This window comes from Rahnella sp. BCC 1045, from assembly GCF_019049615.1.
Lineage (GTDB): Bacteria > Pseudomonadota > Gammaproteobacteria > Enterobacterales > Enterobacteriaceae > Rahnella > Rahnella contaminans.
In genome coordinates this window covers 34,558-56,049 of sequence record NZ_JAFMOZ010000110.1, presented here as the reverse complement: position 1 = coordinate 56,049, position 21,492 = coordinate 34,558, and the positions used below count along the sequence as shown (strand labels likewise).

Sequence of the window (21,492 nt, the reverse complement as noted above, 5' to 3'; positions counted from 1 at the left end):
CAATGGCATTAATTGCTAAATAAGGGTGGAAATTCGGGCAGATGACCGCAGGAATACGCCTGTAAATCCCCTGCAGGCAGAATGAACGGTAATAATGCGCTGACGGACAGTCATAAAAAAACCCGCCTCATGGCGGGTTTTTTGCGGGCTAATTAATCGATTTAACGGTGCTAAAACACGGCCTGTATTATTTTTTCCAGCCCGCCATCACTTCACTCATCTCAAAAGGTTTAAGAATGTAATCATCCGCACCGCTTCGCCGGTCATCACGTCATCTTCAACCAGCAGTATTCGCATCGGTAATCTCGTGGAAAGAATCGGTTTCAGGACTGACGCACGCCTTCACTGAGCCATTTTCCTTTCAGTGAAGGTGAGATAACCCACCAGGCCAATAATGGCGACGAGAAACAGGCAACTCGTTCCGGTCGTGCCCAATCCGAGGCCGCCGTTATCCGGCGTCTGAGCCAGCAGGTCGCCGCAGGAAGCTCCAAACGGACGGGTCAGCACATAGGCAATCCAGAAACACAAAACCGCATTCATCCGCAGCAGATAATGGGCACAAGCGGTAATCACAATCAGGCCACCAAACGCGATAGCGGCAGTGGAATATCCCAGATTCATGCCTTCGGCCACCCAGTCACCCGCAGCGGTTCCCAGTGCGAAAGTGAAGAGAATAGCTGCCCAGTAAAACAGCTCTCGTCTGACTGTATCAATCTCATGAATCGACAAGGTTTTTTCGTTTTTATACCAGATGCTGAACGTGACAATCAGCAGCGCGCCAAACATCACGGTGGAGAAAGCCAGCGGCACGTTGAAATTGTCGGTGAGGTTATCGGTGAGCAGTGTGCCAAAAACGCTGATCAGCAACACCGACATCCAGTAAAGCGCGGGGACATAGCGTCTGGCTCTGATTTGGAAGAACAACGAAATCACCAGCAAAATGCCGGTCACAACCGACGTATTAGTCAGCCCGAAGTTCAGATTCACGTTGAGGAAATCGGCAGCCGTTTCACCCACCGTGGTAGACATCATTTTGATAAGCCAGAAAAAAAGGGTAATTTCCGGCACTTTGTTTGCCCAGTTAACTTTTTCCTGCGTTGCCACGTTTGTCATCGTAAAACCCGCCCAGTTGGAGATAAGTCAGGCGAGTATTTCACGGGTTTCTTAAGGGCAACTTAGGGCGTGCAAACAAATCCCAAAAACCTGAACGGCTACCTTCGCCGTTCAGGATGTGGGTTTCTCTCTAACTCTTACGCCAGCTGCGCGTCAGCACTTTCTCTATCTCGACAATCACGAACAGCGCGACGCCGATCAGCAGCCCGATGATCCAGTAGATAAACGGCAGCGGACGCGTGCCGAACAGCGTGTTCATCAGCGGCACATAGATAATGATTGCCTGAAGCGCGAACAGCACAACGGTGACAATCCAGATCCCTTTGTTTTCCAGCAGCCCGCGGCTGAGGGAGAAGTTATCCGAATCGCGACAGTTGATCATGTAAACCCACTGCGCGGTCACCAGCGTCTGCAAGAGCACGGTACGGATAAACTCCGGTTCATAACCGCGCGGTTGCAGCCAGGCTTCCAGCATAAAGGCGCTGACGGAAATCAGCAAACCGACGAACGCGACGCGCCAGATGGCGTATTTATCCATTACATGCGCGCTGACGTTACGTGGCGGACGGCGCATCACGCGGCTTTCCGCCTCTTCAAACGCCAGCCCGAATGACAGCGTGGCTGAGGTTGCCATGTTCATCCAGAGAATTTGTACCGGCGTTAACGGCAGAAAATTACCCATCAGAATGGCGATAATAATCAGCAACCCTTGCGCCAGGTTGGTCGGCATAATAAAGAGAATGGTTTTTTTCAGGTTGTCATAAACCCGGCGCCCTTCCCTGACCGCGTTGGCGATGGTGGCAAAGTTGTCATCCACCAGGATCATGTCCGCCGACTCCTTGGTCACCTCCGTCCCTTTGATCCCCATCGCGATCCCGACGTTCGCCTGTTTCAGCGCAGGCGCATCGTTCACGCCGTCGCCGGTCATCCCAACGATTTCACCGGTTTCCTGCAACGCTTTTACCAGCCGCAGTTTATGTTCCGGGCTGGTGCGGGCGAAGATATCAAACTGCGTCGCGGCAACCCGCAGCTGATCGTCATTCATATGCTCAAGTTCATACCCGGTGATCGAGTTTTCGCTGTTGCCGATCCCGAGCATTTTACCGATCGCCATCGCGGTTTCCTGATGGTCGCCGGTGATCATCTTGACGCGGATCCCCGCCTGCTGACATTCCCCGATCGCCACAATCGCTTCCGGACGCGGCGGATCCATCATGCCTGCAATGCCTATCAGCACCATGCCGTGGCTGAGTTCCGGGTGATCGAGCGCCGTCACCGGCTGATCTACCGGCTTCCAGGCCGCCGCCACCATACGCAAACCTTCGCTGGCGTATCGGGTAATTGCTGATTCCCAGTACGCATGATCTAACGGAACGGCACCTTCCGGCGTCTGCTGGTACTGACAAAGTTTCAGCAAAACATCCGGTGCGCCGGTGAGCATAATCTGCGCCTCCCCGTTTTTATCGCCCGCCACCGCCATGTATTTGTAGAGCGAATCGAACGGAATTTTGCTGCTCAGGTTAAACGGCAATTCCGGTAAATGCGCCTTCGCAGCCAGCACTTTCAGCGCGCCTTCCGTCGGCCCGCCGGTAATGCCCCAGTGGCCCTGCGCGTCCTGTTTTAACGTACTGTCGTTACAGATATCGACCGTGCGTAGAAACTGCGTCAGCAGCGGCGACGAGTCTGGCGGCACCTGTGCTGCCGAACCGGCAAGAGAAAAACTGCCCATCGGCTCGTAGCTGTTGCCTTCGACGGTCCAGACGTTATCCGCCAGAATCACCGCTTTTACGGTCATTTCATTCATGGTCAGCGTGCCGGTTTTATCCGAACAAATCACTGACATCGCGCCGAGCGTTTCGACCGTCGGCAGCTTGCGGATAATGGCTTTCGAACGCGCCATCGCCTGCACGCCAAGCGACAAGATGATCGAAATAATTGCCGGCAGCCCTTCAGGAACGGCGGCCACGGCCAGGCTGATGACCGAGAGCAGCAGCTCGCCAAACGGAATATCGCGCAGCAGGAAACCGAAGATCAGCAGCGCCACCATCATGAACAGAATGATGATAAAAATGGATTTACCCAGTTTATCTATCTGCACCAGCAGCGGCGTTTTATTGTCTTCAATCGAGGAAAGCATTTCATTGATGTGGCCGAGTTCCGTCTGGCCACCGGTGGCAAACACCACGCCGCTGGCAGTACCGGAGCTGACGGTCGTTCCCGAGAACGCGAGGTTTTTGCGGTCGCCGATGGATTTCTCGCCTTCCAGCGAATCGGTTTTTTTCGAGACGACGGTGGATTCACCGGTCAGAATCGCCTCTTCAACGCGCAGGTTATGCACGTCAATCAGGCGTAAATCGGCAGGAATTTTGTCGCCGGGGCGTAACAGAACAATATCCCCCGGCACGATTTCGTCGGTTCCCACGGTAACCTGTTGTCCACCGCGTAATACGACAGCCTCACTGGAGAGCATATTCTGGATGCTCTTCAATGATTTTTCAGCGTTATTTTCCTGGATGAAGCCGATTAGGGCATTAATAACTGCCACCGCTAATATCACCAGCGTATCGACCCAGTGCCCCATTATTGCGGTGACCACGCCCGCCGCCAGTAATATATAAATCAGGATATCTTTAAAGTGAGAGATAAACTTAATAAATAAAGACTTACCTTCTTTTTGTGGCAGAACGTTAGGGCCGTAATGTTGCAGTTTGTTTTTGGCTTCTTCGGGTGTCAGCCCGGCTGGCCCGGATTGCAGCCCGGCCAGGCTCTCTTCTACTGTGTGCTGATACCACAATTTTTCCGATGTTTTATCCCCGGAAACTGGTGCTGGATTATTCATGATGCCTGACTCCTTGACCCCTGAAATGGTTCATGAATGAAGCGGATAATGAATTAATTGTCGTGTTAATTCTGGCAAGATACCTAAAGCTGTATAAACTATAATATACCGTGTTAAATAGTGTTAACGGGTTGCCTGAAAAAACAAATTATTAAAGAAAAACAATAAGTCACTGCACAGTTTCAATGGGGATACATCGAAGGCAGAATATACCGAATCCGGTTTATCAAGAGTCCTTATATATTCTGCCGGGATTTATTAATTTCGCGTGTAGTTGCATGAGGGGAAGTATTTTGAAGATCCGTTTCTCTCTCGTTCTGGCCCTCGCTTTAATGTTAAGCGCCTGCGACCAGAAAACGGCGGACGCGCCCGCGCCCCCCCGTCAGGTAAAAATCGCCACCGCCGAAGCGGCCAGCCCGCTAAGTACCCGCGTTTTTCCGGCCCGTATTCTCGCAGGCGATAACACCGACATTGCCTTTAAGCGCGCCGGTCAGTTGCAGACGCTTGACGTCCGCGAAGGCGAAGCCGTGAAACAGGGGCAAGTTCTCGCCCGCCTCACCAACAATGACGCCCGCCAGCGGCTCAACGATCGCCGCAGCGCCGCGACACTCGCTCAGCGCCAGTTCGAACGTTATCAGACCCTCGCCCGTCGCCATGTCGTTTCTCAGGCTGAACTTGAAGTGCATAAAGCCAGCCGGGATTCTGCGGCAGCGGCGCTGAAAATCGCACAGGAAGAACTCAATGATCTCAATCTGGTGGCACCGTTCAGCGGCGTCATTGCCCGGCTGAATGTGCGTAATCATCAGGTGATTTCCGCCGGTCAGCCGGTGGCGACGCTCAGCCGTTCCGATGTGCTGGACGTTATTTTCAGCGTGCCGGAAAACCTCTTCACCAGCCTTGATATGCGTAACGCCGATTACCGTCCGCGGGTGCGCATCAACACCCTTCCCGACCGCGAATTCACCGCGACTTATAAAGAGCACACCGCCAGCAGCGAAGCCAACACGCTGACCTGGCAGGTGACGCTGACCATGCCGCGCCCGGAAAACTTCCCGGCGGTGGCAGGACTGAGCGGCACTGTCACGGTGAACCCGGCCAATCTCGCCACGGCCACGCCGGACTCCACGCTGGTGATCCCGGTTGAAGCCGTGTTTAACCCCGACAACACGCAGCGCAACAACCCGCACGTCTGGGTGATCGCCGGAGAAGGCGACACCCTGCACGTTGAAGATCGCAAAGTCACCGTCGGTAAACTCACCTCGCAGGGCATTGAAATTACGGCCGGTTTGAAACAGGGCGACCGCATTGTCGCCGCCGGTGTCGGTGAATTACATGCGCAGCAACCCGTTCGCATCTGGACACGGGAACGGGGCCTGTAATATGGGGATCAACGAGAGTTTTATCAGCAATCCGACGCGCGTCTGGCTGGTGATCATGCTGCTCGGCGTGGGCGGATTAATTGCATTGTTCAACATCGGGCGGCTGGAAGATCCGGCGTTTACCATTAAAACGGCGGTGGTTTCCGTTCAGTATCCGGGCGCATCCTCGCAACAGGTGGAAGAAGAAGTCACGCTGCCGCTGGAAAACGCGCTTCAACGCCTGCCTTACGTCGATAACATCACGTCGATTTCTGCCGTCGGTTTGTCGCAAATTACCGTGAATATCGATGCCCGCTATCACTCTTCCGAACTGCCGCAAATCTGGGATGAACTGCGCCGCCGGGTGAATGACGCGACGCTGCAATTCCCGCCCGGCGTCAGTCCGCCGTTCGTTAACGATGATTTCGGCGACGTGTACGGCTATTTTTTCTCGATCTACGGAGACAGTTTTACCAACCCCGAACTGCGCGCCTATGCCGAACAGCTTCGCAGGCAACTGGTTCTGGTGCCCGGCGTGGGCAAAGTCGCGATTGGCGGCGTCATTCCTGAGCAGGTTTACATCGAGATTTCGCGGGCGAAAATGGCGGCTTACGGCGTCACGCTGGCGCGTCTGGCCGATGTGCTGAACCGGCAGAATATGGTTTCCGACGCGGGCAGCATGACGGTGGGAAGTGAATCCATCCGTCTGCATCCGACCGGCGGCTTTCAGAATATCGATGAACTCAATAATGTGCTCATCAGCCCGGCCGGTTCCACGCACAGTATTTATCTGCGCGATATCGCTACGGTTTCGCAGGGCGTGACGGATCATCCCGGCAATATTTACCACGCCAATGGCCGCAATGCGCTGACCATTGGCGTCTCTTATATTCCCGGCGTGAATGTCATGAATATCGGCCACGCTATCGAAGCCAGAATGAACCAGCTCAGCGCCGACAAACCGGCAGGGATCGAGCTTAAAGTCTTCTACGATCAGGCTGCGGAAGTGAAGAAATCCGTCGACGGTTTCATCATTAACTTCCTGATGGCGCTGGCGATTGTGGTCGGCGTCTTGCTGATTTTTATGGGTTTACGCAGCGGGATTATCATCGCCGTGTCGCTGGCGCTGAACGTGCTCGGCACGTTGCTGATTATGTATTTATTTGGCATCGAGCTTCAGCGCATTTCGCTCGGCGCGCTGATCATCGCCCTGAGTATGCTGGTGGATAACGCGATTGTGGTCGTGGAAGGCGTACTGATTTCCCGACAGCAGGGCAATCCGCTGATGAGTGCAATTTCACGCATTATCAAACGCTCCGCCCTGCCGTTGCTGGGCGCGACGGTCATCGCCATTCTGGCGTTTGCACCTATCGGTCTGTCCCAGGATTCGACCGGCGAATACTGTAAATCGCTGTTCCAGGTATTGCTGATTTCGCTGATGCTCAGCTGGGTAACGGCGCTGACGCTCACGCCGGTGCTGGTCAAATGGGCGTTTGCCAATATGCCGGTGCCGGAGAAAAAGCCGGATGAACAGGCCGACCCGTACAGCGGCTGGATTTTCCGCGTTTACCGGCGTTTGCTGTCGGCGCTGCTGGTGCGCCAGACGGTGACGCTGGTCACGCTGGCGGCACTGCTCGCGGCATCCGTCTGGGGGTTCGGCTTTGTGCGGCAGAACTTTTTTCCGTCCTCCAACACGCCGATTTTCTTCGTCGATCTCTGGCTGCCTTACGGCACCGATATCAATTACACCGCCCGTGTCGCCCGCGAAATAGAACAGAACATCAGCAAACAGGAGGGCGTGGAAAACACCGTGACCACCGTCGGTCAGGGCGGGATGCGCTTCATTCTGACCTACAACGGCCAGCGCCAGTATTCCAACTACGCGCAGATTATGGTGCGGATGGACGACCAGCGGAAAATCGCCGGGCTGGTTCGCCACACCGAGCAGGATATCCAGAAAAATTACCCCGAGGTGAATGCGCGGCTCAAACGCATCATGTTCGGGCCGTCCGGCGACAGCGCCATTGAAGTCCGCATTAAAGGCTCCGACCCGGATACGCTGCGCAGCATTGCCAGCCGGGTGGATAAAATCATCCTCGATGACGGCGCGGCCGACGGCGTGCGCAACGACTGGCAGGATCGTAGCAAAATGGTCAGGCCGGTATTTTCCCCGTATCTGGGCCGTGAACTGGGCGTGGATAAAGGCGAGGTCGACAGCGCTTTACAGATGAATTTCAGCGGCAGCACGGTCGGGATTTACCGCGATGGCTCCACGCTGATGCCCATCGTTTTGCGCCCGCCGGCGGCTGAAAGGCTGGATGTCGATCACATGGCGAACATCATGGTCTGGAGCCAGACGCGCCAGCAGTTTATTCCGCTGAGCAACGTGGTCAGTGACTTCAAAGTGGAATGGGAAGATCCTCTGATCATGCGTCGCGACCGTATCCGCATGCTCACCGTGCAGACCGACCCCGATGCGGCCACCGGCGAAACGTCCGGCGATATGCTCGCGCGCATCAAACCGCAGGTTGAGGCACTGACCTTGCCCCACGGTTACAGCATTGAATGGGGCGGCGATGCGGAGAATTCCGCCGAGGCGCAGGAAGGCCTGTTCACCACGCTGCCGATTGGATTCCTGATGATGTTTATCATCACGGTGCTGATGTTCAGTTCGGTGAAAAATGCGATTGCCATCTGGCTGACCGTGCCGCTGGCGCTGATTGGCGTGACGTTTGGTTTCCTGCTGACCGGCATTCCGTTCGGGTTTATGGCGCTGATTGGCCTGCTCAGCCTGAGCGGCATGCTGATCCGCAATGGTATCGTGCTGGTCGAAGAAATTGGCCAGCAGAAGAAAGAGAAAAACCAGACAGAAGCGATTATCTACGCAGCAACGTCACGTCTGCGCCCTATCCTGCTGACGGCGTTTACCACCGTGCTCGGGCTCGCGCCGTTGTTACTTGATGTATTTTTCCAGAGCATGGCGGTTGTTATCATGTTCGGTCTGGGGTTTGCGACCGTGCTGACGCTTCTGGTTCTGCCGGTGATTTACAACTGTTTCCATCGTGAAGGACAACGAATTCAACAATGAACACAACGGGACTGAACATTATTAAAACGCTCGGCTGCCTGACGGCCGTGACCTTTTTCACCGTCTATAACACGTACGATAATTACAATTATAACTACGATCAGATCCTGGCCTTTCTGACTTTTATTTCCACCATCGCCACGCCGCTGTTTTTTGTCGTGACCGGTTATATGGACGCCGATTCCCAGCACACGCCGGAATGGCAGATGAAAAAGATACGCGGGATCCTGACAATATTTATCTTCTGGTTCTCGATTTATTACCTGTGGGGACCGTATCAGAAAGGCTATCTGATCCAGCCGTGGTTCATCTTTTCGCTGGTGATCATCTACACCTTTCATCCGGTCGTGGAATGGCTGGCGAAACGCCGGGTGATCCTGGCATCGCTGGTGTTCGCGCTGCTGATTTTCTCTTTCGCCTATGATCTGCTGGCGATCTATTTCACTGAAAGTAAAAGCTTCTCCGCGCCCGCGCAATTCCGCATCTGGACGTGGGTGCTTTATTATCTGACCGGCCAGTTACTTTACGATCCGGTGGTTTCCACACTCTACAGCCGCCCGCGCATCGCTAAATACGCCGCCATCGCGATTCCGTTTGTTTATACCTTTACGTGGTTTTATGAGAAGCACTTTTTCTTCTCGATATTCAACGTTGAGCGCAACAGCTTTATTCTGACCGGCTCGCAGGTGTATATCCTGGTGCTGCTTATTATCATTGCCGCGAACGGCGTAAAACCGGACGCCACGCGGCTGCCGGTCAGTGAAATGGTCAGCTCGCTCGGTAAAACCATGACCGGCGTTTATATCCTGCACTACACCTTCTTCAATCTGCTTATCGAGTGGATCCCGATCAATTCCCTGACCGCCAAACTGCTGGTCATTCTGATGACGTTCCTGCTTTCGGTGGCGTCATCCATGCTGCTGCTTAAAAGCAATCTGACGAAAAAGCTGATTACGTTTTGATTTAGCGTTGCTCCGACACCAGCACCGCCATGGTGTCGGGCTCCAGTGCTCTGAAAATATGCTCAACGTCAGCCGGATATGAAATATAGTCACCGGCGTTCAGCTCGACCGGTGAATCCACCATCCCGACCAGCGCACGCCCCTGTGTGATGATGATGTGTTCCACCGAACCCTGCGGATGCGGGCTGGAAACGCGGTCGCTGCCCGGCTGTGTGGTCAGCAGATAGACATCGCGACGCGCGCCCGGCGGACAGGTCGCCAGAAGCACCGCTTTGTAATCCGCCAGCTCCGCCACCACCGACGGACCTTCGCCGCGCCGGATCACCTGCATTTTATTCACTTCAGGTTCCATCAGCCGCGCGAAGGGAATATTCAGCGCCACGCACAGCGCCCACAGCGTTTCCAGACTCGGATTCCCGTTACCGGCTTCGAGTTGTGAAAGCGTCGATTTAGCCACACCGGCGCGGCGGGCGACTTCTGCCAGAGACAAGCCCGCGCGCTGACGTTCGCGCACCAGACCTTTGGAAATAACGCTGATAGGTTGAGACATTGCGGTACCCTGATCATTATAACGAACGATCGTTCGACTTGAAGAACGATTCGGAAGTGTTCATTATAATGGATACTCGTTCGTTATGGGATTGAATTATGCAAGCACGTTTCTTTTCACCGCTGGGAAAAGATGTGGTGAAAGCCATCTTTCTGGTCTGTCTCGCCGACGGCCTGGTGGGGATTTCTTACGGTTCACTGGCGGTCGCCGGAGGCTTCCCGCTGTGGGTGCCGCTGATGCTCTCGTTGCTGGTGCTCGCCGGCGCTTCGGAGTTTTTATTTATCGCGATTGTCGGCGGTGGCGGAAGCCCGTTCGCCGCAGCGGCTGCCGGTTTACTGGTGAATGCCCGCCATTTGCCGTTCGGTATCGCCGTGAAAGATCTGGTGGGCAGTAAATCGCTCAGCTGGCTCGGATGCCACATCATGAACGATGAAAGCGTGGTATTTGGCATCTCCCAGCCCACCCATGAGAAACGCAAAAAAGCCTACTGGCTGTGCGGCGCGGGCATTGCGCTGTTCTGGCCAGTCAGCGTGATTGCCGGGGCTTACATCGGGCAGTTTATCCCTGATATCAAAGCCATCGGGCTGGATGCCGTATTCCCGGCCATTTTGCTGGCGCTGATTTTCCCGGCACTGAGGAAGCGCAGAACGCTGATCCCGGCGGCGTCCGGCGCACTGATTTCCGTCGCCGTCGTGCCTTTTGTGCCCGCCGGAATGCCGGTACTGTTTTCACTGCTGGGATTACTGGCCTGGAGAAACAAAAAATGACGCAACAAACGTTATGGATTGCCGGGATCGTCGTTCTGGCGGCCGGAACTTTCGCGATGCGCATGGCCGGTTACCGGCTGGGCTCGCGCCTGAATTTTTCACCGGCAACACAAACAATGTTGTCGGACTCCGCCACGATTCTGTTACTGGCCGTTGCGGCCACGTCAGCGTTGTTTGAAGGCCATCACTTTGGCGGATTTGCACGGGTAGCAGGCGTCGGCGTAGCGCTGTTTTTAGCGTGGCGAAAGGCACCGCTGATTGTCATTATTATCGCGGCGGCGGTCGTGACTGCGCTGATGCGCTGGGCGGGGATCGCCTGAACACAAACAAAAATGGCTCCCGCAGGAGCCATCAATATTCACCAGTCTTTACGCCACATCTTCGTATTGCGGTACCGGATTGCGGAAGCTTTTGGTCATGCAGGCCAGATAGATGAAGCCGACTGCGCCCCAGATCAGCCCCAGCACCATCGAACCTTCTTCCAGATTTACCCACAACGCACCGACCGTCAGCGCGCCGCACATCGGTAAAAGCAGATACTGGAAGTGATCCAGCAAGGTTTTGTTGCGCTTCTCGCGGATCCAGAACTGCGAAATCACAGACAGGTTCACGAAGGTAAATGCCACCAGCGCACCGAAGTTAATCAGCGCCGTCGCAGTCACCAGATCGAAGTTAATCGCCATCAGGGCAATCGCGCCAACCAGCAACACGTTGAAAGACGGCGTACGCCATTTCGGGTGAATGTAGCCGAAGAAACGTTTTGGGAATACGCCGTCGCGGCCCATGACGTACATCAGGCGTGAAACGCCCGCGTGCGCCGCCATGCCGGAAGCCAGAACCGTGATGCTGGAGAAAATCAGTGCGCCGAACTGGAAAGCGCGTCCGGCAACCTGCAACATGATTTCAGGCTGAGAAGCATCCGGGTTTTTGAAGCTGGAAATATCCGGGAAATACAGTTGCAGGAAATAGGTTGCGCAGATAAAGATGGCACCGCCAATTAACGCCGTCAGGAAAATCGCCCGCGGAATCACGCGTTCGGCGTCTTTCGTTTCTTCCGACAAATTACTGATGCCGTCAAAGCCGGTGAACGAGAAGCACAGAATGGTGGCGCCGGTAATCAGCGGCACAGTATGGGTATTTTCGCCCCAGAACGGTTTCGAACTGGCCAGCGTGCCGTAACCGGTGCCGTGGTTAACGCCGTAAATCACCATGCCGGTAATCACAACAATCAGCACAATCTGCAAGACGACGACCAGCGTATTAATATTGGCGACGGTTTTGATGCTGCGTAAATTCGACAGCGTCATAAAGCCGACCAGCACAATGACAAATATCCACGACGGCACGGAAGGCACCAGCGCTTCGAAATAGATTTTCGCCAGCAGGATATTAATCATCGGCGCGAAAAGGTAATCGAGCAGCGACGACCAGCCCACCATAAAGCCGACAACCGGATGAATCGCTTTTTGCGCGTACGTATAAGCGGAGCCCGCAGAAGGATAGCGGCGCACCAGTTTGCCGTAGCTCAGCGCCGTAAATAAAACAGCGATCAGCGCGAAGGCATAGGCCGTCGGCACATGGCCGTCGGTCAGGCCGGAGACAATACCGAACGTATCGAACAAGGTCATGGGTTGCATATAGGCCAGGCCTATCATGACAACCGGAATCAGCGTAAGGCTTTTACGCAGTTCCACGCGGGAAGGGGTACCTGTTGCGATGTTATCCGACATGATGTGAATTTCCCATGACGGATGACGTCACATAAAAAGAGTGGTGCACCATTTATGTTTCCTTGCGACAAGACTGTCGATTTCTGAAAGTAAATATCTATCCGGTACTAAGCCCGGCCTCTGGTTTTTGAATGTTTTCTTGTACGAAGAATGATTTCGTTAATGAAGAAAGAGTGAATCAGCCCGTTTTGCGGGCCGCATATTTTGCCTGATTAAGTATCGAATTGACAAGGCTGCTCAGGATAAACAAAGGCAATAAATAAAATAATCCGCCAAAACCGGCACGTATTGTCAAAGCGCTTTCGAAGGGGTGGAATGAAATGTTTTTATAATGTGAAAATAATTAAACACGCCGTTATTGCATCCGGAGATATATCGACAACCCATGTTTAAAAATAACGAGTGCGCCTCTTATTTAACATTTATCGCCCCGAAACGCCGTTGTCCCTTCCCGGTTGCACTTATGGGCAAATTCCGAAAATCCGCTCCTCTGACGTCTTTTTCACACCTGATGTTTACAAAATCAGGGTCCGTGGCAAGAATGAAGATTATTTGCTCATAAAATAAGAAATGTCTGATTCCTCACTTTTACAACAACTCCAGAACCTGAAGAAGCACAATGCCCGGCTAAAACGCATCGCGCACGACGCCCGCAACAAGCTGAGTGCCGCGCTGGATGGAACCGGTTTGTGTTTGTGGCAGCTTGACGTGCCCAGCGGAAAACTGGTGATTTACAACCGCCGCTGGGGATCAATGCTGGGTTATCAGCCGAAAGAGCTGAGCGCGCGTTTTGAAGTCTGGCGCGAGCATTTACACCCGGACGACCGGGACGATGTGCTGTCGGCTTTTTACAATCATCTGGAAGGCAAGACGCCGTTTTATGAGGCGCTGCACCGGATGCAGGCGAAAAATGGCACCATTACCTGGGTGCTCGATCGTGGCCGCGTCACCGAACGGGACGATGCCGGACGCCCGCTGAAAGTGACGGGCACCCACATCGATATGACCAAAGAGAAGAATTACGAGCAGCAGCTGGCGACGCTGGCAAACCATGATCCGCTGACCGGGCTGGCAAACCGTCATGCGTTACAGCATCATTTTGCAGCACTGAAAAATGCCGGCCCGTTGTGTGTGGCATTTATCGATCTGGATGATTTTAAGCATGTGAATGATACGCTCGGCCACCGCAGCGGAGATGAAGTTCTGATGCGGCTTAGCCAGCGTTTTCAGGAAGCGTGCCCGCCGGGTGTAATTCCGGGGCGGCTGGGCGGTGATGAATTTGTGCTACTGATGCCGTATTCGCTGAACAATCCGGTGATTAAACGCGTAGCGCAGGCTTGTCTGAATGCGGCGATCATCCCCTTTGAGCTGGATAACGGCAATGCGCAGATTGGCGCGTCAATAGGGATTGATGAAGTGAACGGCAGCGATGATTTCAGCGAAGCGCTGCTGCTCGCCGACCGGGCGATGTATGCGATAAAGCATCACGGAAAGAATGGCGTCATGCTTGGGTCGGAGGTTTTTCCCCTCCGTGCGTGATGAATTTTCCTCGCTTTCAGTGTTAAAAGTTTGTGCTATAAATTTTGCATAAGAAAAAGGGTTAGTTTGTTTTTTTTCGCTCAGCAATGATTTATGGGGGTGATGTGTCTCTTTCTATTTCTGAATGGACGATAGCTAACGACATTGAATGCTCGCATCTGACCGCGAGTAATTCGTCATTTCCGCGTCATACTCACGACGAATACGTCATCAGCGCCAATCTCACCGGCACGGAAGAAATCTGGCTGCACGGCAAAACCGCGCTGGTGCGCGGCGGCGATATCACGATTTATAACCCGTCGACGGTGCAGTCCTCGTTATTCGGCGATGAAAAGGTCGAATTCCTCAGCGTGCATATTCCCCAAGCGTTGCTGCGTCAGGTGTCGGTCGATCACAATCTGCGTTCAGACCATCACGCGCCGGTCCTGGCCGAAGGCGTTCTGAGTAATCCCGCGCTGTTTTCCGCACTGTGCCATTACAAACGCACGCTCAATGATGAAGACCAGGAGCAGAATCTGCTGTGGCTGCTGGGCGCGCTGCTGGAAGAACCGGCGAAAGAGCAGGAGCAGTCGCTGCGCCCCATCACACTGGCGCTGGATTTTATGCGCGACCATCTGACGCGGAAAATACATCTCGATACGCTGGCCCAAATCAGCGGGCTGAGTAAATTCCATTTTGTCCGGCTTTTCCGTCAGCATATCGGCATGCCGCCGCTGCAATACCATATGCAGCTGCGGCTGCTCGAAGCCCGCAACCAGCTGCGCAAAAACAATAACGCGCTGGACGTGGCAATCCGCCTGGGCTTTTACGATCAAAGCCACTTCATCAATACGTTCCGCAAAATGATGGGGATCACGCCCCACCTTTATTCGCTGTCGCTCAACGCCTCGCACAGCCACGCGGCTATACGATAAATTCGCGGTAGCCGGTGATCACCACGTACAGCGCGAAGTACGAGAATATCGCCGCTGACGCCACGTAAGAGTATTTCAGCATTTTGGTGCCGAGCATTTTTCCGCCCCAACTGCCGACGCAGCACAGCACGATCGTCCAGAACACACCGGCGATAAAGAATCCGGTCAGGAACCACGACGCTTCCACTGTGCCGCCCTGCCCCATGCGGGAAATCAGTGCCCCGCCGACGGCGGCAAACCACAGGATCGCCGTCGGAGAGGACATCGCCAGCAACACGCCACGACCGAAGTTGCGGACAACCGAACGCGGTTGCGCGTTGTCGCCGGAGCTCAGATCGCTGGCCGGAGCCAGCGCCGCGCGGATCATTTTGTAGGTAAACCACATCAGCATCAGCGAGCCGCCGACCCACAAAACCCAGCGGACGCTCTGGTATTGCAGTAACAGCGTCATCCCTGCCAGCGCCAGCACGGCGTAAATCAGGTCGCCAATGCAGGTGCCAATGCCCAGCCAGAATCCGTGAAAATAGCCGCGTTGCATCGCCAGCGTAATCATGGCGATATTGGCAATCCCGATGTCCAGACACAGCGACAGGCTGAGCAAAAATCCATTTGAAAACGGCATCATAACGGAACTCTCTTAATTAACTGGTTGTATTCAATCATGTCATTGGTGGTGCCCAGACGCGCCATCAGCACATCGACATCCTCCGGATTGGTGTGCGGACAACGTTCCAGCATGAAATTTTTTGCCCGTTCCGCGTCGCCGCCCAGCAACTCTTCGCTCATCAGCCGGGTAAGATCCGCCATCTGGGTAAAGAAAAGATCCGGGTGGAAGTCGACAGAGTTCTCGGTCAGCCCGATGCAGCCATGTTCACGCAGGTAGTTGAACTGGATCCAGGCCGCACCGGCGTCTGGATAGCTCGACGGCCCGCGGCGAAGATAGCGAAGCATTTCGAGGAAGTAGATCCGCGCCAGCACGGTGCGGTCGAGTTGCAGACCGTCGGCCACCTGCGGCGTGAGGCACATCAGCAGGCCAAACTGATCGGCCAGCGCTTCCTGCACCATCATCGATCCCCAGCGATCAATCTTGCTGAGTTTCGGGAAGACGTTCTCGTTGCGCACCAGCGAATGTCCCAGGTCGTGCCCGCGGAACCACGCAATCAGATAACGCTGGCACACGCGGCTGTCCGGCAACCGGTCTTCCGGCCAGCCCATTTTTGCCGCTTCGGTGCGCGAAAACAGTTCGAATAATTGCAGGTAAGTGTTGGCGAAAACCACGGTGCGCTTGACCGGCGAATACTTCAGCCCTTCATCCTCCGGGAAGAAATAGGCGAAATGTTTCGGATAGGTATTGGCTTCACCGGCAATGCCAAACAGGTTGATAATTTTGTACGCGCAGCCCGGCATCGCCAGCAAATCACCGGCAATTTCCTTTTGCAGATACAGCAAACTTTCAGGGAATAAATCGTCCATCACGTCGGAGATTTCCTGCAACATCGGTGCGGGTTCGCCAAACCACGACGAATAAAAACTCTGTTTGGATTTTCCGACCCACGTCGAGGTATTGCCGATGCCCAGCACCAGCTGCTGTTCATTCAGCCCGGCGATTTGCGGCAGCACGGTTTTCCCGCAGCTGTCGTCCGCCAGTACTTCCGCGCGCAAAAACAGCCCGCGGCGGGTATCAGGGTCATCAAACATCGGGGCAAGACGGAAACACTGGATCGACATTTCCTCGCGCAGCGCATCCAGCAAACGGCTTTCGCAGGCGGCTTCCAGCTGATTAATGGCTTCCGTGAGACGCAGGCAGTAGTGAATAGTTTGCAGAGCTTTAGGACTTAAATTTTCCGGGGCATCCAGATCCATCATTGAAACCTGATATGCCGCCGCGGCTGGCCAAAATGAGGTTGTAAACATGATTTCAAACCCTTAAGCGCAATAGAGACAACCTACTAAATCACTCCCGCGAAACCGGGTATTGGAAGAAATTGCGCAGACGCAAGGAAGTGAAAACCGCCACCAATACAAGCCTGCCATCTGCGTCTACCCTTAACGTATCCATCCCTTTTTCGCTAAGCGCCTAACATCATGAGTCTTTCCCTTCGTCACTACCTGCACGCCCGTTCCCGGCTGGTGATTTCTATCATTGCCGGACTGATTTGTTTTTTTGCTCTTCCCGCGCATCTGGGGACGTTGCAGCGCCTGATGATTGGCTGGAATGTGCTGGCATGGCTGTACCTGTTTTTCCTGTGGCTGCGGATGTTGCGCACAGAGCCGAAAGACATTCCGCACATCGCCAAAACGCAGGATGAAAGTGCCAGCATCGTGCTGACGCTGGTGACGCTGACCTGTCTGGTGAGCATTCTGGCGATCCTGATGGAACTGGGGTCACTGAAAGATCTGACCGGCACCGCTCGGGCGCTGCACATTCTGCTGACCGCCACCACGCTGATTGCTTCCTGGGCGCTGCTGCCCACGTCGTTCGCCATGCATTACGCGCATCATCACTATCTGCGGCGCAGCAAAGACTGCACGCCAATGATTTTCCCTGAAAAACCCGACGAACCCGGTTACTGGGATTTTCTCTATTTCTCTTTCACCATTGCCGTGGCGTCGCAAACCGCCGACGTGGCAACCGGCACCACCGATATGCGGCAGATTGCGCTGTTGCAGTCGGTGATTTCCTTCGTCTTCAATCTGGCCATTCTCGGGTTTTCCATTAACGTCGGCGCGGGATTGCTAAGCTAATTACTGACTTAACGATTGAAGTAATACGCTGTATTTCGGGGGATTTTCGGCAGAGTTCACTGTAAGTCAAAAAAGGCGCATTTTGGACTTCTATACGTCTAAAACTTAGTGTAGGTTTTCACAATATTCTCCCAATTTGGTTACGTTTAAGGAAACTTTGCTTATGCGCACTTCGTTCGTTGCCCTGACCCTGCTGGCCACCACGCTGTTTTCTGCCACCACTTTTGCCGGGTCGACGCTGGATCGCGTGACCAAAACCGGCGTTTTGCGCAATGCCATCGTTAATGACTATCCGCCTTTCGGCTTTATTGATGACAATAATCAGCTGGCGGGTTTTGACGTGGATGTCGCCAAAGCCGTGGCACAGCGCATGGGCGTGAAGCTGGAAATTATTGCGCCGGGCTGGGAAACCATTGTCGGCGGTAAATGGCAGGGGCGCTGGGATACCTGTATCTGCTCGATGACGCCAAACACCGAACGCGCCAAAGTGCTGGATTTCCCGACGCCGTACTACAACTCTCCGGCGGTTTTGGTGGTGAATAAGAAAGATGACCGCATTAAATCCGCTGCGGATCTGAGCAATAAGAAAATCGGCGTCGGCATCGGTTCAACCTATGAAACGTACCTGCAAAAAGCGCTGGTGATTCCGGGCGCAAAACCGCTGAACTTCCCGTTCGATAACGTGCAGGTTATCCCGAGTGACGAAGAAGTCGCGTTCCAGAATCTGGCGTTGGGGCCGGGCGTGCGACTCGACGGCGTGGTGTCTGATTTAGCCACCGCCAATGCCCGCATCAAACGCGCACCGGTGTTCAAAATTGTCACTGAGCTGTACGCCGAACCGAACTGGGTGGCGACGGACAAAGGCGACGCAGAGTGGGATAAAAAAGTCGCAGACACCATCAAATCGCTGCGCGACGACGGCACGCTGGCCAAAATTTCCCAGCACTGGCTGGGTGAAGATATTACGCACGAGGTACCGTGATGCCACAAATCCCGGACAGCCAGCCGAAGGTGGAAACGCCGGAACGCTGGCACCACGCGCACGCGTTTAAATTTAAAACCGGGCTGACGTGGCTGATTCTGCTCAGCCTGCTGCTCGGCACCTTCAGTAAAATGGGGCTGGACTGGAGCCTGATCAGCCAGAAATTGCCTTTTCTGCTCGGCCTGCGTCTGTCGCCGGACGGTTTTATTCAGGGCGCGGCGCTGACCATTATGATCACCGCCTGCTCGATGTTTTTCTGCCTGCTGATTGGCCTGATTACTGCACTCGGGCGGATGTCCAAAAACGCGCTGGCGTTTGGCTGCGCAACGTTTTATGCCTCGTTGTTTCGCGGTACGCCGCTGCTGGTTCAGGTATTAATTATTTATCTGGCGCTGCCGCAGGTCGGGATTGTGCTCGGTGCGCTCAGCTCCGGCATCATTGCGCTGTCGATGAACTATGGCGCGTATCTGGCTGAAACTATCCGCAGCGGCGTGCTTTCCGTGCCGCGCGGCCAGCAGGAAGCCGCGCTGGCGCTGGGCGTTTCGCGCTGGACGGTGGCGGTTCACGTCACCGCACCTCAGGCGCTGCGCATTATTATTCCGCCCGCCGGGTCGATGTTTATTTCCATGCTGAAAGACTCTTCGCTGGTCTCGCTGATGGGGCTGTGGGAGCTGAATTTTCTCGCGCAATCCTACGGGCGAAGCACCTATCGTTATATGGAAATGCTGGCGACCGCGGCTGCGATATACTGGATTATGTCGATTGTCTTAGAGCTGCTGCAAAGCCGTCTTGAGCGCCGTTTTGCGCAGGGCCAGCGCCGCTGATGTTTAAATTTTATTAACGGGTACGCCATGTCCTTTCCAGAAGATTTTCGTTTAATCAGCTACCTCTCACGGCTGGAACACGCCGTCCGTTTTCCGCTGTCGTCGTCTTATCCGGAATCGATGAGCATCGATACGCTGTTTGAACTGGCGGGAAAAGAGCACCGCGCGCCTTTCATGCAAACCGTGCTGGATTACCCGCCGCTGCGCGGAACGCCTGAACTTCTTGAAGCCATCGCGTCCACATACCGGCACATTACGCCGCAGCAGGTCATCAGTTTTGCCGGTGCCGACGAAGCAATTTATGCCAGTTTTCAGATGCTGCTCGAACCAGGCGATCACGCGGTCGTGATCACGCCCAATTATCAGTCGCTGGAAAGCGTGCCGTTGTCGCGCTGTTCCGTCAACGGCGTGGCGCTCGATGAAAACAACGACTGGGCGCTGGACGTGGAAAAAGTGCGGGCTGCGCTGCGTGAAAACACCAAAGTGCTGGCGATAAACTTCCCGCATAACCCGACCGGTGCGCTGATTTCGCGTCAGCAACTCACGGATCTGGTGGAAATGTGCCGTGCACGCGGGATCTGGATTTTCTCCGATGAAGTGTACCGCCTGACGGAGTTTGATCCGGCGGATCGTCTGCCGCAGCTGGCCGATATTTACGAACGTGGGATCTCGCTGAATGTGACGTCAAAAGCCTACGGATTGCCCGGCCTGCGTATCGGCTGGGTGGCGTGTCAGGATGACGCGTGGATGCTGAAACTCGAACGCATGAAGCAGTATCTGTCGATCTGCAATTCCATGCCCGGCGAGTTTCTGACGACGATTGCGCTCAACGCCCGCGCGCCGATCCTTGAGCGTGTCATGGCGCGTTCGCGCACCCAGCTCGCCGCGCTGGCAGAGTTCCTGGCGCGCTATCCGCATCTGTTCCGGCTTTCCATGCCGAAGGCCGGTGTGCTGGCGTTTCCGCGTTATCTGGGGACAGAAGGCGCAGAAGCATTCGCCACCACACTGGTGGAAGAAACCGGGGTGATGGTCATTCCGTCGGTGACTTATGCCTCTGAACTGACGCCGGTTTCGGAAGATTTTCTGCGTATTGGCTTTGGCCGCGAAAATCTGGAACAGGCGCTGGCGGAAATGGGTAAATGGCTGGACAAGCGGTAAACCGCTGAAAAAATGCTTATCCCAGTACCTGTTTTTCGGTCAGAAAATCAATGAACACCCGCACCTTGGGCAACATATGGCGGCTGCTCGGCCAGACTACCGAGAACTTGCCGCCCTCTTTCTGAAAGCTGTCCAGCACCGAAATCAGCTCGCCGGAGGCCAGATAATTGCGCACGATAAACTCCGGCACATACGCCATTCCCAGCCCCTGTACCGCCGCCTGAAGTATCGATTCGAGATTATTGCTGCTCAGCGCCAGCGGCAGATCCACCGGCGTTTCGCTCAGTTCCCACTCCTGCCATTGTCCGTTACCCGGAAACCGGTAACGCAGGCAGGCGTGATGACGCAAATCACCCGGCGTCAGCGGAGCCGGGTGTTGCGCGAAATAACCGGGGCTGCCGACGATGGCAAAGCGGAACGGCCCGAGACGGCGCGACATCATCTGCGAACTGTTCAGCTCGCCGCTGCGGATAGCAATATCAAACCCTTCATCGATGACGTCCACCATGCGGTCGCTGAAATCCAGATCCAGCTCGACGTCAGGATAACGTGCGCGAAACTCCGGCAAATGTGGCAACAACATGCGGTAACCGATGGCCGGCGCGGTGATGCGCAATTTGCCGCGTGGTACGGCGGAAATCCGCACCAGCTCCTGCTCGGCTTCTTCCAATTGCGTGACGATATTCTGGCAGCGTTCGAAAAAAAGCTGCCCTTCATCGGTCAGGCTGATGCGTCGCGTGCTGCGGTTAAACAGCCGCACGTTGAGCTTTTCCTCCAGGCGCGCCACGCTTTTCCCCACCGCTGACGCCGAAATGCCCATGCGTTCTGCCGCCGCCGCAAAACTCTGGCTTTGCGCCGCGCGGACAAACGCCAGCAGACCATTCAGATTTTCCACTTTACCCTTCCTGCCATTCGAGCGTTTT

Annotated in this window: 18 protein-coding genes; 11 read left to right on the top strand and 7 right to left on the bottom strand. The window is 54.8% G+C overall.

Going from position 1 to position 21,492, the window contains the following annotated elements; translation table 11 throughout:
* Positions 1-342: 342 nt before the first annotated feature.
* Positions 343-1,113 (bottom strand): hypothetical protein, encoded by a 771-nt coding sequence (locus J1782_RS06720; protein ID WP_165059107.1) that lies wholly within the window; start codon positions 1,111-1,113, stop codon positions 343-345.
* A gap of 130 nt (positions 1,114-1,243) precedes the next feature.
* The gene (locus J1782_RS06715) at positions 1,244-3,952 is read right to left on the bottom strand and encodes a cation-transporting P-type ATPase (RefSeq protein WP_217152697.1); all 2,709 of its coding nucleotides are present in this window, start codon (positions 3,950-3,952) and stop codon (positions 1,244-1,246) included.
* A gap of 278 nt (positions 3,953-4,230) precedes the next feature.
* Here J1782_RS06715 and J1782_RS06710 point away from each other — a divergent pair, with 278 nt between their 5' ends.
* Genes J1782_RS06710 through J1782_RS06700 form a run of 3 tightly spaced genes read left to right on the top strand, consistent with a single transcriptional unit; the run spans position 4,231 to position 9,360 of the window.
* Positions 4,231-5,331: an efflux RND transporter periplasmic adaptor subunit gene (locus J1782_RS06710; protein ID WP_371819745.1), complete on the top strand. Its 1,101-nt coding sequence runs from the start codon at positions 4,231-4,233 to the stop codon at positions 5,329-5,331.
* Between the two features lies 1 nt (position 5,332).
* Positions 5,333-8,398, top strand: a complete 3,066-nt coding sequence (locus J1782_RS06705) for an efflux RND transporter permease subunit (RefSeq protein WP_217152696.1) — start codon at positions 5,333-5,335, stop codon at positions 8,396-8,398.
* Positions 8,395-9,360 (top strand): acyltransferase, encoded by a 966-nt coding sequence (locus tag J1782_RS06700; protein WP_165059101.1) that lies wholly within the window; start codon positions 8,395-8,397, stop codon positions 9,358-9,360. Before J1782_RS06705 ends, J1782_RS06700 begins: the two co-directional genes overlap by 4 nt.
* A 1-nt stretch (position 9,361) precedes the next feature.
* On the opposite strand, the gene J1782_RS06695 is transcribed toward J1782_RS06700, so the two are convergent.
* On the bottom strand, positions 9,362-9,910 hold the full coding sequence (locus J1782_RS06695) for a helix-turn-helix domain-containing protein (RefSeq protein WP_152327702.1): 549 nt from the start codon (positions 9,908-9,910) through the stop codon (positions 9,362-9,364).
* 98 nt (positions 9,911-10,008) lie between these two features.
* Between J1782_RS06695 and J1782_RS06690 the strand changes: the two genes are divergently transcribed.
* Complete coding sequence (locus J1782_RS06690) at positions 10,009-10,677, top strand: AzlC family ABC transporter permease (RefSeq protein WP_217152695.1); 669 nt, start codon at positions 10,009-10,011, stop codon at positions 10,675-10,677.
* Entirely contained in the window at positions 10,674-10,997 is a 324-nt protein-coding gene (locus tag J1782_RS06685; protein ID WP_152327700.1) for an AzlD domain-containing protein, read from the top strand. The genes J1782_RS06690 and J1782_RS06685 overlap by 4 nt, the downstream gene beginning before the upstream one ends.
* A 48-nt stretch (positions 10,998-11,045) precedes the next feature.
* Here J1782_RS06685 and J1782_RS06680 read toward each other — a convergent pair whose 3' ends face one another.
* Positions 11,046-12,407, bottom strand: coding sequence for an APC family permease (locus J1782_RS06680; protein ID WP_152327699.1), 1,362 nt, complete (start codon positions 12,405-12,407; stop codon positions 11,046-11,048).
* A 570-nt stretch (positions 12,408-12,977) separates the two neighbouring features.
* Between J1782_RS06680 and J1782_RS06675 the strand changes: the two genes are divergently transcribed.
* A complete protein-coding gene (locus tag J1782_RS06675; protein WP_165059097.1) occupies positions 12,978-13,946 on the top strand; it encodes a sensor domain-containing diguanylate cyclase in 969 nt (322 codons plus the stop codon).
* Positions 13,947-14,050: 104 nt separating this feature from the next.
* On the top strand, positions 14,051-14,860 hold the full coding sequence (locus tag J1782_RS06670; RefSeq protein ID WP_152327697.1) for an AraC family transcriptional regulator: 810 nt from the start codon (positions 14,051-14,053) through the stop codon (positions 14,858-14,860).
* On the opposite strand, the gene J1782_RS06665 is transcribed toward J1782_RS06670, so the two are convergent.
* Positions 14,850-15,485 (bottom strand): LysE family transporter, encoded by a 636-nt coding sequence (locus J1782_RS06665; protein WP_208950327.1) that lies wholly within the window; start codon positions 15,483-15,485, stop codon positions 14,850-14,852. The genes J1782_RS06670 and J1782_RS06665 overlap by 11 nt on opposite strands.
* Positions 15,482-16,774 carry a hypothetical protein gene (locus tag J1782_RS06660; RefSeq protein WP_152327695.1) on the bottom strand — a complete coding sequence of 431 codons (1,293 nt, stop codon included), beginning with the start codon at positions 16,772-16,774 and terminating at the stop codon, positions 15,482-15,484. Before J1782_RS06660 ends, J1782_RS06665 begins: the two co-directional genes overlap by 4 nt.
* A 171-nt stretch (positions 16,775-16,945) precedes the next feature.
* On the opposite strand from J1782_RS06660, the gene J1782_RS06655 reads away from it, so the two are divergent.
* From J1782_RS06655 to J1782_RS06640, 4 genes are all read left to right on the top strand, one after another.
* Positions 16,946-17,605: a DUF1345 domain-containing protein gene (locus tag J1782_RS06655; protein WP_152327694.1), complete on the top strand. Its 660-nt coding sequence runs from the start codon at positions 16,946-16,948 to the stop codon at positions 17,603-17,605.
* A 163-nt stretch (positions 17,606-17,768) separates the two neighbouring features.
* Positions 17,769-18,587: a transporter substrate-binding domain-containing protein gene (locus tag J1782_RS06650; protein WP_152327693.1), complete on the top strand. Its 819-nt coding sequence runs from the start codon at positions 17,769-17,771 to the stop codon at positions 18,585-18,587.
* Positions 18,587-19,411 carry an amino acid ABC transporter permease gene (locus J1782_RS06645; RefSeq protein ID WP_152327692.1) on the top strand — a complete coding sequence of 275 codons (825 nt, stop codon included), beginning with the start codon at positions 18,587-18,589 and terminating at the stop codon, positions 19,409-19,411. The genes J1782_RS06650 and J1782_RS06645 overlap by 1 nt, the downstream gene beginning before the upstream one ends.
* A 27-nt stretch (positions 19,412-19,438) precedes the next feature.
* Positions 19,439-20,569 (top strand): aminotransferase class I/II-fold pyridoxal phosphate-dependent enzyme, encoded by a 1,131-nt coding sequence (locus J1782_RS06640; protein ID WP_217152694.1) that lies wholly within the window; start codon positions 19,439-19,441, stop codon positions 20,567-20,569.
* 16 nt (positions 20,570-20,585) lie between these two features.
* Here J1782_RS06640 and J1782_RS06635 read toward each other — a convergent pair whose 3' ends face one another.
* Positions 20,586-21,464: a LysR substrate-binding domain-containing protein gene (locus J1782_RS06635; RefSeq protein ID WP_208949963.1), complete on the bottom strand. Its 879-nt coding sequence runs from the start codon at positions 21,462-21,464 to the stop codon at positions 20,586-20,588.
* Positions 21,465-21,492: the final 28 nt, after the last annotated feature.